Genomic DNA, 14,427 nt, shown 5'->3' with positions numbered 1-14,427 from the left:
TAGATCTGAGGAATTTCTCCCTTTATGATCGATTCTATCTTGATCCGGACCTTTGTTACCTTCGTTCCTTTGTAGTTCAATCTTCTTCCTGCTTGGAAATCGGCAGATAAATCCGGAACGTTGTTCCGACGTTCACCTCGCTCTCCACCGAGATCCTTCCGCCATGGGCTTCCACGATCGTCTTGCATTGGAACATACCGATACCCAGTCCCTGTTTCTTTGTCGTTTGAAACGGCCGGAAGAGCCGGGTCCGGATGAAGGTCTCATCCATCCCGGATCCGTCATCCGTCACGGTCAACTCGATACCGTTGTCCGCCACCTCGGATCGGATGTGCACGCTGACCGGATTCCCGGTCGACTGGATCGCGTTTAGGACCAGATTGCTCAGGACGGAGCCGATCTGCTCCCGGTCGATCTCGATCCGCGGGAGGGTCCCAAGGTCGGTCGTCACCGTGGCACGGGGGTGGTCGCCGATTCGGTCGAGAGCCTCCTGGATCACGCCGTTGAAGTCGGCCGGCTCCGGTTTGATCTGCATCTGTTGACGGAACTGGGTCATGCGCGCGATCAGGTCTTCGATCCGGTCAACTGATCTCGAGACCGCCCGGACGGCGTCCTCTCTGAATTCGGGATTGGCATACTGGGTTTCCAGATTCCGTGCCATCAGACGGAGTCCTGAGATGGCGTTCTTCAGATCGTGGACAAAGAAGGTCGCCATTGTCTGGAAGGCCTCGATCTCCTTGATTTCCGCCATTCGCCGGGAGAGGCGAAGATTGTAGAGGCTGGCGGCAAACTGGTTGCCGACGCTCTGGAGGATCTCGAGGTCCTGGGTCCGGAAGGGGATGCCGCCGATCCGGTCGCCGATTGTGACGAGTCCAAGAAATTCCGACTGCACGGTCAGCGGCAGGGCGATGCGTGGCGCATGAAATTCGGGGAATTGACGGGGCGTGCGGTCACGCAGCTGAACAGCCCACGCTTGAGTCGACGACTCATAACTGAACGGTTCGAGGGCTTCGCGATAGGAGTCGATGGCGTCCGGATCGTCGATTCGCTGCAGGTCTTTGTCGGAGGTTCGGGCGGCTCCCTCGGCGGTGGACGCGGCCCGGTGGAGGGTCGGAATTGAACCATTCTCCGAACAGCTCCAGTAGGTTACGCTGTGCGCCTCGAATACCAAAGCGATCAACTCAACCATCCGGGTCCCGAGCTGGTCTTGATCTGTTGCCTTGGCCGTGGCCTCGGTTACTTTCTGCCAGATCGAGCGGTAGTCATGGAGAGGACGCTGGAAATGGCGGCTGGCAAATTGCCGGACGCTGACGCGGACGCGGTCCGACTGCAGCACGAGGGCGGTGGCGACCAGGGCGACAAGAACGAAGAGAGCCTTCAGGGTGAAGCCGGCGTCACCTCCGAGAAAGGCGACGATCTTGGCCATGACACCGACGACAAAAAGATAGAGCCCGGCAAGGAGCAGGGTGATCGATCCGTAGACCACGGTTCTTGGCGGGTAAAGTTCGGTCTGGAAATGGCCGACACGGACCATGGTCCGTGCCATGAGCAGGCCGCCGAGAATGAGACCAAGGCCATCGATGCCCAGGATGGAGAAGTCGATCGCCCGGAAGACAACGGCTTGGCTGCTTGAGTAGAAGAGCACGGCCCAAACCAGCGCGGTGCCCATCAGCATGAACTTGATCCGCCAGCGGGTGCTCCCGACGGAAGCCCGGAAGGTCCGCTCGAGGTGCATCAGGATCAGGACCGCCCCGATGACCACTCCCATGTGAATGGCATAGCCGGTCCAGCCGAGTGCGAGAAAAGCAAGCTGCCCGTCGTCGTCCATGGCCAGCTCGGTGAAGAGCCCGTTGTTGTTGAATATGAAGAGCGCGAGGGGGAGAGCGATCAGGGCGATCAGGCCGAAGGTCCACTGACGGAGGAATGCGAGCTTGTTTCCCCGGGCATAGGTCAGGGCAAAGGCCAGCCAGAGCGCGGGAGCGAGGGCGAGGGCGAGGTGACGCCAGCGCTGGAGGTAAACCGCATGGGCAGGATCGCGTTCCAGCAGACTGAACCCGAGGAAGAAAGCATCGGCGGCCAGGGCGACCATGCCGGCGGCGAAGAGCCAGTGGGTCAGGCTGCGTCCCCGGGGAATGACCGCACTCAGGGCAAGCAGGCAGGCGAGACCTGCTGCAGCGAAGGCAATGATCTCAGTGAGGGACATGTCCGGAATTGAACTGCAAAGGAACGAAGGAACCAAGGTCGAGACCAGAAATAGGGACCCGAATCTGAGTAAGCGAATGGTTTTGCGAATCGATCAAACCAAGGGCACTGAGCAATTGATACTTCGCTACCTTCGTTTCTTCGAGTTCAATTACACACAAAAAAACCGCCACCCCGGAGGGTGACGGTTTGGGAGTGCTGATTTGGTTCGAACGCAGAGGGCCTACGCCTTCATGAAGCGCCGGCCGAATGCCAGACCGGAGAGCCCGAGTCCAAGGAGGATCAGGGTGATTCCTCCATCGGGAACTGTGTTGGCCTGAAGCATGGCTCCCCGCACGTAGAAATCGCCGAGGGTTGACTTGACGCTCCAGTTGAGTGTACCAGCGGTGCCCAAGAAAACGAGAAAGTCCAAGGCGTCGGCACCAACTTGGATGGTTGTCGTCGACCCGTTATTTAACCACCCGACCCAGTCGAGAGGAATAATTCCCAAATCGATACGGGCCAATTCGCCTAGGCCGTCGCCATCATCACTGAGCCAGAAGGTGGCAGCTGCATCGGTGATGGGTGTAAGCGGGGCATAGCCGCCAAGGTCGGAATATCCTCCGAAGGAATCGGTCCCGGGATTGACGATGTCGAAGACTCCCGAGACTGATTGTCCGGTGGATAGTTTCGTGCCGATACTCTGAACGTCGGTGAACGTCACCGCAAACGCACTCGTTGAAAGCAGCACCGCTGCCAAGGATATAAGTTTTTTCATTTTATGGCTGGATATTTTGGTTGGATCGTAAGCGTTCGGTAAGGAAGCACACGCCATGCCAACGAATCTCCACGGCTGAATCCGACTCGGTTGAATATTGCAATAAACAATTGATTATAAGTAATTTAATGAACTTTGTTAACGTGATCTTGCTCGAATACTCAGGAGAGTTGACTGGGGTCTTGTGTAAAGAACTCCGACTGCTTGTCGGATGATCGACGGTTTCAGTGCCGTCCCAGAAGCGAACCGATTGACTCTGGATTCGACTTACAAACAGAAACGCGCCCGGCGAGGTGCCGGACGCGTCTGCAAGAATCGGTCTCTTCGGGTGTGGTATTACCGCCGGAACCGCCGCGCGGCGGCCACCATTCCGAGCATGGCAAGCCCGAGCAAAGTCAGGGTCGAACCCGCTTCCGGAACCGCAGTGGTGCGAAACGCGTGCAGACCGAAGTCGGATTCGTTCTGGGTGGGGGCCGAACTTAGCGGGTAGAGCCTGAGCTGGGTCACGCCGAGAGCACCGAATGGATTGTCAATCCGCCAGGCACCGCCTTCGCCGTTGACCGCAGAGCCGATATTGGTGACGGTGGCGCCTGCAAATCCCGTCCAGGTGGCTGAGGTCGTCCCGGTGGCCTTCAGGGTGAAGACGGTCGCGGATCCATCGGTCAGGGCGGCGGCAATCTCCATATTGTCGTTGTACTCGGGTCCGTCAAAGAGCAGGCCGAGGCTCAGGGAGTCAAATCGCTGCGCAGCTGTGAAATCGATGAGCAAGCTCTGCCCGATGTCGATCTCGTTGCCGGACGGGCCTCCGGTCACCCCGAGGATGGTGAATCCGGCTTGGGACTTGGTGCCGAGGCTTCCACCGACGGCAGTGAAGGTGGCCCCGGACGGTGGCGTCGTCAGGTCCGTGTTGGCGTAGTAGACAATCGCCGGGGCGCTGCCGGCCCCGAGTGCGATCGCAAACAGTGTCGTGATAATGATTCGTTTCATAGTGTCTGGGATTGTCCTGGCTCCTGCGGTCCCTGGTTCTAATGGGAATGTTGATTTGTGGGCGCGGCCGCGAATGCAATTCGAATGCCACCTGATTGGCAAATGATGGAAGCGTTTCCAAAAGAAGGAGTTAATTGGTCCCTGTGCCTGTCGTCAGGGATACCCTGAGGGGAAATCTGTAAGATTGGCCGACGTATTGTCGGGAAATCTGACAGCTCGGGCGGTTAGCCTCTGATCGCTGAGGGTGATTCAGTTCTCACCCCGCGTCGCTTGAGGGATCGCAGATCTCGAATCTCTTCCAATCGTTGCCCGTTGATCTGCGCGTTTCGAGCGGACCTGTCCCGGCCCGAAGGCGTCGGGAGACGAGATGACCGGGGCCCGCGGGCGTGGGCAACTTGAGCATGGGAAGGAATGAAAGAGAACGACTACAGAGCCACAGTCGACCAGGTTTCGCTGGGCTACGCCCGGCAGGCATGACCACAGGAGCCCAGGAACCAGAGAACATAAGGTCCATCTCGCCTTTCAGGGCTCCTGCTCGGCGGGACCGGGCCGTGATCGTTCGATTGTTCGGCGCGGCCCAAGGGCCGGCCTACAGGGGAGGTCCCGGAGAGGTTGCAGCCACGGCAGTCCCTTATCGTGTCGTTGGTAGAAGACGCTTCAACAAGGCAAGGCGACGACAAGACCGTCCATAGTCCATCGTCCTCAGTCCACCTTGTCCCGGCGTATCACCGAGAAGCCAGACCTGTCCCGGCGTATCACCGAGAAGCCGGACGTCCTCCGCCCTCCGACCTATTTTCGTGCCCTTTGGTGCCTTTTTGTGGCTATTGCCATCCTCCGACCTCAGTTTGCCCGTCGAAGCTCGATCAGCGAAGTCGGGTCCACCATCACTCTTCGAGCCTTCTCATGGCCATCGAATCCGCAATTGGCACGCTTTCGTTATCTTCTGTTCCTTGGGCTCTGTTATGAATGTGTCGTTACACTCGGTACTTCGCTACGCTCGTTGAGGTGTCACTTCGTTCGGTAGTGGTCATGTCGCGAAACGCTCGGCACGTGTTCGAACCTCCCTCTACGAGCCGGCCGCGAGAGCGGCCTCCGCTTCCTGGCGGAGCGGCTGGGCCAGACCCAGCTCCATTGCCCTTTCCAGAGAGGCCCGGCCGGCCGCGGTGTCGCCGGACTTGACCTGGCTCATCCCGAGGTAGAACCAGGTGGCGGCTGTTGCACTGGGGGCCCGGGTCGCTTCACCGAGGAGGGTCAGGGCACGGCGGAAATCGCCTTTCAGGTAAGCGAGCTTGCCGAGGGCGGCGGCGACTTCCGGGTCCTGGGGGAAGGCTTGGCGTGCTTCAGATGCCATGGCGAAGGCGGCGTTTACGTCGACCGGATCGGTGGCCATGAGGAGCGCCAGGTGTCTTTTGGCCGGCGAGAAGGCCGGGTAGACGGCCAGGGCACTACGGAGATCGGCCATCGCATCAGCAGGCTCACCTGAATATTCCCGGGCGATGGCCCGGGCCATCAGGGCGGGAACGTTATTGGTGTTCGCGGCAATCAGCTTGTCGAGTCGTTGCAATTCCTTTACTGCCTGGAACGGCTCGTCGATCAGTTGGATCAAACTGAGGAGTGCGTTGGCGTCACTGGCCTGAGCTGAGTCGCGGTGCTTCGTGACAATCCTCTCCAGCTGTTCGCGGGCGACCGCCACCTGGCCGACGGCGTAGGAGGCGCGGGCGACGTCGAAGGCGATCGCGGGATTGTTCGGTTGCGCCCGAGCGGCGGTTTGGAGGACGTTGGCCGCCCAAGTGTATTCCCCCGCCTGGTAGGCGAGGCGGCCAACCGTCGCCGCGACTTCCGGGTCATCGGGCGCGAGCCGATACGCATTGCGGGCGACTTCCAGTCCCCGCTTCGGGTCCTTCTCAAGCCGGGCCTGACCGATGAGCGCCTGCACGTAGTCTGGGTTGGCCTTGAGCGCCGATTCGTAGGCTTCAACGGCGGCTGCTGCGTCGCCCTTTTTTTCGCGAATCCGGCCCAGCTTGGTCAGGGCAACCGGATCACCGGGGTTTCCCTTGATCACCCCTTCGAGGACTGCCACTTCCGACGCTCCAGCCGTGATAGGGTCGATGGCGAGTACGGACTGACGGATCCCGGCTTCCTCATGACCGGAGAAGGTCGGATTCAGCTCAAAGGCCCGGTTGAACGATCCGGCCGCGGCTTCGGTCTGGCCGGCCATGTAGTGGGCCATGCCAAGATGGTAGTGGACCTCCGGCTCGTTCGGCAAACCGTTGGCGCTTTCCTGCAGCAGGCTTATTGCCCAGGGGTAATCGCCGCGCTTGAGGACGATCCAGCCCAGGGTGTCGGCCGTGAACGGGTCTTTCGGTGCGACCTGACGTGCCCGCTGAGCGAGTTCGAAGGCCCGGTCCAGCTCATCTGCTTTCTCGGAATAGAGGTAGGCGAGGTTGTTCAGGGCGGCCATCAGATCGGGATTGATCTCGAGGATGCGTTCATAGGTCGCCCGGGCGCCCGCTTGATCGTCCTTCTGTTGCTGGATCATTGCCTTCAGGGTGAGGGCGCCGACATCGTTGGCGTTCTGCGCGATGAGGGTCTCCAGCTGCTCGAGCGCCTTATCCTGTCGGCCAGTCTGCAGGTAGAGATTGACCAGCAGCATCTGCGGGGTGCGGACCTCGGGGCTGATCGCGATGGCCCGCTTGAGGCTGGTCTCGGCTTCGTCCGTCCGATTGGCGGCCAGGAGGATCCGGGCGAGGAGGAAGTGGGATTCCTGCCGGTCGGGGTAGCTGACGACGAGGGCGCGGGCGCGGGTTTCGGCGGCGGCGGCGTTCGGCTCGGCCAGGTCGAGGTTGATCAGTTGTTCGGCCGCGGGCATGTAATCGGGAGCCACTTCGAGGGCTTCTTCGAAGGCGGTCCGGGCCGCTGAGCGGTTCCCCTGTCGAACGAGGATGAGGCCCTCGGCCAGATGACCCTGGGGGCTGTCCGGGAAGCGCTCGGCCAGGTCGCGATAGACCGCGAGGGCCCCGTCCAGATTGCCCTGGGCCTGGTAGGCGTCGGCGAGAAGGATCCGGGCCTGAGTCAGCTCCGGCTGCTTCTCGATCAGAGACTGCAGTGAAAAGACCGCATCGGTGGCGGCGCCGGTGCGGATCTCGAGCTGGGCGAGAAGCAGGATGGCCTCGTTGAAGTCCGGGGCGAGGGCGACGGCCTGCTTGAGATTGGCGATGGCCTTCTCCCGGTTGTTCTCAGACAGGCAGGCAAGGGCGAGTTGATGATGGATGCGCGCGTTGCCCGGGTAGAGGGCGAGCATGCGTTCAAAGGTTTCGATCGCCTCGGCCGGCTTCTTTTCGATCAGGGCGAGGCGACCTTTCAGCTGCAGGGCATCCGGGTAATTCGGTTCACGCGCCAGTGCTTTCCCGAGTGCATCGGAGGCTGCCGCAAGATCATCTTCGGCGAGAGCGAGTTCGGCGGACAGGGTGAGGGCAGGAAGGTAATCGGGCGCGGACCCGATCAACTGATCCAAGTAGGTCCTGGCCTCTCCGGCTTTCCCGTTCTGGCGGAGGAAACGGACGTATTGGATGCGACGCGGCGAGCGGGTGGGCGAAAGCTCAGCTCCCCGGTCAAGGGACACCCTGGCGGCTTCCTTCTCTCCTCGGGACCATTCGAGGGCACCGAGGGCGGAGTAGGCCGCAGCGAAATCTGGGTCAAGTTCGAGGGCTGCTGCGATGGCAGCGGCTGCGGAGGTAATGTCGTCGGCCCTGAAGGCGAACGTGGCGAGGGCAACCTGAATCGACGCTGTGGGTCCATGTCTTGCCTCGACCTCGGTCAGGGTGGTTTGGACTTCGGCCCGGGTTTCGGCGTCGACGGCGCTCTCAGCCAGGATGATCGGTGCCTGTGGGTCGCCGGGGCGTTGCTCGAGGACGGCGAGGGCCTCCGCTCGAGCGTTGTCAGGCTGGTTTGAGGCCAGGAAAGCGAGGGCGAGGTTGACCCGGTTGTCGAGGTTGTCGGGATTCTGCTGGGCCACCCCGTAGAGAATGGGCGCGGCCTGGGCGAGCCGGCCCTGCTCAAAGTAGATCTGACCCAGGAGGGCCGCCGCATCGGTGCCCTCGGTATCCAGGCGGATGGCGTTTTTAGCTCGATCTCGGCCTTGTCGTATTCACCCGCCGCCATGTAGACCTGAGCCTTCTCCATGTGCCCGGCGAGTTTCTTCTCCGCCGAACAAGCCACGAGGAGGAAGGAAAGGGACGATAGGAGGATTACAGATGCTCCAGTCTTTAGGGAGAAACTGCTAAGGAACAAGGGGCTTCGCATGGTGGACTTGGTTCAGGTGGCAGGAAGAGGTGGGGGACGAGATGAGGAGGATGAGAGCTCCGGATTTTTGGGAGGAACTACTAAGGAACGAAGGTTGAACCTTGGGAAATCCCTATTCGAAGAGATCGGGAGCGCAGCATGCGGATGATTGTGTTGGTCACGAGTTGGGTTCGGATGAAAGGAGATCCGGACGGATGATCCGTCTGATCCCGTTCTTTAGGTGGTTTTCGTTGAAGTTGATCACGAATCCGAGAGAAATGGAACTCAGTTTCAAATACGTAATGACTTGAGCTTTGTGTATGGGCTGGAGCTTCTCAACGGCTTTCAGTTCGACCAGAACGACTTCGTCTACGATTAGGTCTGCCCGGAATCCGACCTCGAGTCGCACTCCTCGGAACTGGATTGGAATTGCTTTCTCTCGGTCCACCCGATGCCCCCGATCCGTTAGTAGATAGGCCAGGCATTCCTGGTAGGCGCTCTCGAGTAGTCCTGGACCCATTTCGCTATGCACCGCATAGGCCGCGTCAAGGACGGCTCTTCCAGTTGTTTCAATCCGATCTGACAGATTATCCATACTGATAACATGAACAATAGTTCACCATCAATGCCACAAAAAAAGAGCATCACGCTCCTAATCTCAATTTCGATTCATCCATCCGGAAGAACCTTCGTTACTTCGTTCCTTAGCAGTTTGATCCACCTCGAAGAATCTCTCCGAGCCGTCCTGTCCCGGCCCGCGAAGTGGTGTCGGGACCTGTCCCGGCCCGAAGGCGTCGGGAAAGCTCTCCGAGCCAGAGGCCATCACCCTGAAAACCTACCCAGAAGTTGCGCTCCCGATCTCTTCGAACCGGGATTTCGCTGGGCTCAACTTGGGCTCTGGTGGTCATGTCGCGAAACGCTCGATACGTCACCTTCCGTTCGTTAAGCGAAGCGGGCGTGCTCAATCCTTCTAAAAAACCTTCGCCCCGGCTTCTTCGGGAAACGCGTCAGCAGAGTGACGCGGCTCTTGCGGCTCAATCCATCCGTCCACCGTTGACAGTCTACCGTCCACTCTCCGAGCCGCTTGGATCAACCTTCGTTCCTTCGTTCCTTTGCAGTTCATCCCTCTTCTCCGATTTCCACAAGATCCACAGCAACAGAAACAACGGCACCAGGCTCAACGCGAAGAAGATCGGACCACCGCGATGGTGAATTGCCGAGTCGATCATCTCCGGACCGATCCGCACACACAACTCACCCAGGACAAAGATACGGAAGCCATTCCGCAGCATCCCGAGCGGAATGATAAAACCGACCAACACCGCCCGTTTCCAGTTCGTCCGGAGGAACATATAGCTGGCCAATGTGCTTGTGATGAAAAGCACCAGGCTCGACCGGATCCCGCTGCACTGTGGAGCCACTTCAAGGTTGATCCCCGGCAACTGAAGCAACAACTCCTCCCTGAAGACCGGTGTCCCGGCCAACCGCATCAAACCATAGGCCGCATCTGCGGACCCATGCTGCAGAAACGTCTCAATCGCTCCGAGCACGGCAGGAGGGAAGGGAACCATGAAGACCAGGAAACCCAGCGGAAAGAGCAGGCCCTTCACTTTCGCCCGTGGCAAAGTGACCAGGCAGATTCCCCAGAACGCGAAGAGAAACGCCCCCATCTGCCAGGCGAGCCGCGACTCAATCGCCGCCTCGGCCCCCAGAATCCGGTCTCCCCCAAACCAATACACCTGAATTGCAATCACCCCGATTGTCAGAAGCGCGACGCCGAGTGCGGTCGCTCGTCCCAATCCGACCTCTGAATCCGCCCTATCTGCCATCTGCCATCTCCGATCTCCGCGAGCTCCGCTCGCCGATATCACAAGATAGATCGAAACTGCCGGTATCAGCACAATATGCGAATAGAGCGAACCGCTGAGCGAGAACGCCACCAGCTGAATCAGTGAGCTGGCGAACAACGCCAGCACCGCCGCCGCCCCGAACCAGAAACGCTTGGGAACGGAACGCAATGAATCCAGCATGGTTCCTGACCAAGATTGTTTAATTGGATCTGGAGTAATGGTCTCAGGCATTGAGAAAAATCGGAGGGTTTGAACTGCTAAGGAACGAAGGTAACGAAGGGCAAGGCGAACGGGTTCTCCATGGTTCGAATTTCCGCAATCCAATGCTCTCACGCCCTGAGAGATAACCTCTTTTGGGAACAACCAAGATTCCCAAGAAAGACTTCGCCGCAATCAGCACAGAAGTCGCGCCCTTCGTTACCTTCGTTCCTTTGCAGTTCAATTCAAACCGAAGAATCCGACCACTCAGATGTGGAGCGCTTCGCGACAAGAGGCCAAGAAAGAGGAGTTGACTCATACACACAAATAGTCAGGTTGCTGTGTATGAAGCGGACAAACATAGTCCTCGACGAAAAGCTTGTTGGAAAGGGCATGAGACTCACCGGCATCGGAACCCAAAAGGCCCTGATCGACTACGCATTGAGAGAATTGGTCCGGAGGAAGGAGCAAAAAAGGATCCTCGACCTGAAAGGAAAGATTAACTGGGAAGGCGACCTTGCGGAAATGAGAAGGAATCGTTTCCAAGAAGGCCCCTAAATGGTTATCGTAGACACCACCGTCTGGATCGACTTCCTGAAAGGCAGGGAAACTGCCGAGGTCGAAAAGCTGGAGCAGCTTCTGGCCGAAGAGACCGACGTCTTCATCACAGGACTCATTGTCCAGGAGATCTTGAGCGGGGTGAAAGAGAGTAAGGATAGAGCCAAGGTGAGGAAGGAACTGGAACACTTCATTTTGATCAACCCCACCCTGGAAACGCACATTCAAGCGGCTGAGATTTTCGATGCATGCAGAAAGAAGGGATTCACAATCAGGAGCATCATCGACTGTCTGATCGCTTCACTGGCTCTCGAATTCGACCTCGCCATTCTGGAAAACGATAAAGACTACGCTTTCATTTCAAGAGTCTTTCCTCTCAAGACATTCCGGAAGAGCTGAGAGGATGTCCCGGGCATTGAGAGGATTCGGAGAGATTGAACTACAAAGGTAACGAAGGAACGAAGGTTCAGACTAACGGTTTAGTTTCATTGGTGGAGAAGTGATCAGGGTGGGTAACTTTCTCAATACTAATTGCGTGAAATCCCAGAGGGTTAGCTATATTGTAGATCCAACGATCAGGTGAGATGAAGTCTGACCACGATAGACAAACTGTTGTGCCCTTCGTGAATCCTGAACCGGATATTCCCCAACCAAAGATTATTACAGAAGCAGCGCCCTTCGTTCCTTCGTTACCTTTGTAGTTAGATCCTCCCCCTACGCTTTCCAGACTTGCCCCTTCTTCGTTTCGATCCCGACCATCGCATTGCGCGTATCCACAATGCAAGCCGCCCAATCCGCCAATTCCTGGTAATTGATCTCTGCGTGGTTGGTGGCAATGACGACGGCATCGAAACTGCCGATCGTCTCCTTGTCCCAGACCACCGACTTTTGGCCGGCCCAATGCGGGTGTTCGCGGGTGGGCTTGATCACCGGCACGTAGGGGTCGTAGTAGGCAACCTCGGCTCCACGCTTGTCGAGGATGTCCATCAGGTGGTAGGTGGGTGACTCGCGGTCGTCGTCGACATTGGGCTTGTAGGCGAGGCCGATCAGGAGGACCCGGCTGCCGTTGACGGCCTTCTTCCGGGCGTTGAGTGCCTCGGCCGTGCGGTTGATCACATACTCCGGCATGGCGGTGTTGATCTCGCCGGCCAGCTCGATGAACTTGGTATGGTGATCGAATTCCCGGGCCTTCCAGGTGAGGTAAAAGGGATCGATCGGGATGCAGTGTCCTCCCAGTCCGGGACCCGGATAGAAGGCCATGTAGCCGAACGGTTTGGTCTTGGCTGCATTGATCACCTCCCAGACGTCGATGTCCATGGCCCCGTAGATCAGCTTGAGCTCGTTGACCAGGGCGATATTCACGCTGCGAAAGATGTTCTCGAGCAGCTTGGTCGCTTCTGCGGCACGGCAGGAAGAAACTGGGACCAGGCGATCAATCGCCTTCCCGTAGAGTTCAATTGCGCGCTCCAGACAGGCAGGCGTGTACCCACCGATCACCTTCGGAATCGATTTGACCACGCTTTGCGGATTTCCGGGGTCCTCGCGTTCCGGTGAAAAGGCGAGGTGAAAGTCGACGCCGGCCGTTAGCCCTGATCCGGCCTCCAGCACCTTTCGCAAATCCTCGTCGGTTGTCCCGGGATAGGTGGTGGACTCCAGAACCACGAGCTTGGCTCGTGGTTCGGTGGACGGAGGACGGTGGACGGAGGACGGAGATTGAAGATCTTCGCCTACCGTAGCGCCATCTCCTGCTCTTTCACTGTCAACTGTCGACTGTCCACTGTCCACCGATCGCAGGTACGGCGCGATCGATTCCGCAGTGCGAAGCACGTAGGAAATGTCCGGCTCCCGGTTCTTGTTCAGGGGTGTCGGGACGCAGATGATGACGGCTTCGACTTCCTTTACTCGAGAAAAGTCAGTGGAAGCCTCAAGCCGTCCCGCCTGGCTTTGCTCACTGACGGCTTCGCCGGTGATGTGCTTGATGTAGCTTCGGCCGGAGTTGATCGCATCGACCTTGGCTTGATCGACATCGAGCCCGAGTACGGATACGCCGGATCGGGCGAATTGAAGAGAGAGTGGAAGGCCGACATAGCCGAGGCCGACAATAGCGATTTTCATAGAGAAAGAGCGGGTTTGCCACAAGAAGGCACGAAAACGGAAGACAACGACTGCCCGGGAGATTTCTGATGTGTCTTGGGAGCAATCGAAAGATGAACGTTCTAAAGAGATCCTCCAGAGAGGGATCGGTCAGGTAATTTTCTTGAAGGTTTGGGTTGGTTGGTCGACTAATTCATCGGGTGCCCGGTTGGTCGGGTGTTTCACTTCTGTTATGAGTTCAACCTGTTCAGTTTGCGGGGGTTCGGATACGACCCCGTTCTTCGAGATACCCGCGATGCCGGTGTCGATCGGTGTGCAATGGCCGACCTTGGAGGAGGCGGTTCGTTGTCGGAGAGGAGACATTCGGTTGGTCTGGTGTCGAACGTGCGGGTTCATCTGGAATGATCGTTTCGATCCGGGAAATCTTGAGTACTCACAGCGTTACGACAACTCCCTGGACTTTTCGCCGGTCTTCCGGGAATTCGCCGACGGCCTCGCTCAGCGTTTGATCAACAGTTACGGGATCCGCGGGAAGAAGGTCATCGAGATCGGGTGCGGGAAGGGCTATTTCCTGTCGTTGCTTTGTCAGAAGGGGGACAATCATGGTCTCGGTTTCGACCCGAGTTACGAAGGTGCCAGGATGGGAGATCTGGAGGAGGATAAGATCACCTACATCGAGGATTTCTACGGAGAGAAATACGCCCAACACCGCGGCGATCTGGTCTGCTGCCGCCACGTCCTTGAGCATATCGTGGATCCAATGAGTTTCCTCGATACGGTTCGCGGGACGATGAAGGACACCGACTCCTGTGCGGTCTACTTCGAGGTTCCCAATGTCCGGTTCATTCTGGAGAAGTTTTCGATCTGGGACATTATCTACGAACACTGCAACTATTTCAGCTCGGAGTCGTTGGGTTTTATCTTTGAGAAGTGCGGTTTCGAGGTTCTGGGACTAGAGGAAGCGTTTGGCGGTCAGTTTCTGTCGATTGACGCGAAACCGGTTCCGCCTGCCGTTCGGCCAGCGGGCTCGCTGAGAGACCTCTCCGAACTTGGAGAACTGGTGGATGCGTTCGCGATAGCGATGAAGAGGTTGACCGCCGAATGGGAAGGCCGGTTGGAGGCCTATCGCAACGCGGGTCAGCGGGTTGTTCTCTGGGGAGGCGGTTCCAAGGGAGTCAGTTTTCTTAATCTCCTGAAGAACGGAAATCAGGTCGACTACGTGGTCGACATCAACCCCTACAAGCAGGGGCGTCATATTCCCGGGACCGGTCAGAAGATCGTGGCGCCGGAAGAATTGAAGGGAATCGCTCCCGATATCGTGATCCTGATGAATCCGATCTACCGCGGAGAAGTTGGCGGGACGATGAATGGGCTGGGTGTCTCGGCGGAGATTGTGGCGGTGGGGTAGCTGGCGCAGATCTGCACGACTGAAGCAGCGAGATTTGTGCCTGTCCGATAGCGTGTTGAGATCTGATCGGGGGATCGGGGTGTAGCAACGCC

The 14,427-nt window shown here is 58.2% G+C and carries 9 protein-coding genes; 3 read left to right on the top strand and 6 right to left on the bottom strand.

Translation table 11 applies throughout. From position 1 onward, the window contains the following. Positions 1-76 precede the first annotated feature (76 nt). From prsK to R3F07_10840, 5 genes are all read right to left on the bottom strand, one after another. Complete coding sequence (gene prsK / locus R3F07_10860; protein ID MEZ5276868.1) at positions 77-2,203, bottom strand: PEP-CTERM system histidine kinase PrsK; 2,127 nt, start codon at positions 2,201-2,203, stop codon at positions 77-79. Positions 2,204-2,425: 222 nt separating this feature from the next. Continuing rightward, entirely contained in the window at positions 2,426-2,959 is a 534-nt protein-coding gene (locus tag R3F07_10855) for a hypothetical protein (GenBank protein MEZ5276867.1), read from the bottom strand. A gap of 336 nt (positions 2,960-3,295) precedes the next feature. Beyond that, complete coding sequence (locus tag R3F07_10850; protein MEZ5276866.1) at positions 3,296-3,946, bottom strand: hypothetical protein; 651 nt, start codon at positions 3,944-3,946, stop codon at positions 3,296-3,298. A gap of 1,066 nt (positions 3,947-5,012) precedes the next feature. Then, positions 5,013-8,012 carry a tetratricopeptide repeat protein gene (locus R3F07_10845; GenBank protein MEZ5276865.1) on the bottom strand — a complete coding sequence of 1,000 codons (3,000 nt, stop codon included), beginning with the start codon at positions 8,010-8,012 and terminating at the stop codon, positions 5,013-5,015. A 1,276-nt stretch (positions 8,013-9,288) separates the two neighbouring features. After that, positions 9,289-10,440 carry an archaeosortase/exosortase family protein gene (locus R3F07_10840; protein MEZ5276864.1) on the bottom strand — a complete coding sequence of 384 codons (1,152 nt, stop codon included), beginning with the start codon at positions 10,438-10,440 and terminating at the stop codon, positions 9,289-9,291. Between the two features lie 180 nt (positions 10,441-10,620). On the opposite strand from R3F07_10840, the gene R3F07_10835 reads away from it, so the two are divergent. Both R3F07_10835 and R3F07_10830 read left to right on the top strand, forming a co-directional pair. After that, a complete protein-coding gene (locus R3F07_10835) occupies positions 10,621-10,833 on the top strand; it encodes a type II toxin-antitoxin system VapB family antitoxin (GenBank protein ID MEZ5276863.1) in 213 nt (70 codons plus the stop codon). After that, positions 10,834-11,232 carry a PIN domain nuclease gene (locus tag R3F07_10830; protein ID MEZ5276862.1) on the top strand — a complete coding sequence of 133 codons (399 nt, stop codon included), beginning with the start codon at positions 10,834-10,836 and terminating at the stop codon, positions 11,230-11,232. 315 nt (positions 11,233-11,547) lie between these two features. Here the strand turns inward: R3F07_10830 and R3F07_10825 are convergent, their stop codons facing one another. Further along, on the bottom strand, positions 11,548-12,948 hold the full coding sequence (locus R3F07_10825) for a nucleotide sugar dehydrogenase (protein ID MEZ5276861.1): 1,401 nt from the start codon (positions 12,946-12,948) through the stop codon (positions 11,548-11,550). 274 nt (positions 12,949-13,222) lie between these two features. On the opposite strand from R3F07_10825, the gene R3F07_10820 reads away from it, so the two are divergent. Then, entirely contained in the window at positions 13,223-14,335 is a 1,113-nt protein-coding gene (locus tag R3F07_10820) for a methyltransferase domain-containing protein (protein ID MEZ5276860.1), read from the top strand. Positions 14,336-14,427: the final 92 nt, after the last annotated feature.

Source organism: Opitutaceae bacterium, assembly GCA_041395105.1.
Classification (GTDB): Bacteria; Verrucomicrobiota; Verrucomicrobiia; order Opitutales; family Opitutaceae; genus B12-G4.
The sequence above is the reverse complement of the archived record's forward strand: the minus strand, read 5'-3'. Positions and strand labels throughout refer to the sequence as shown.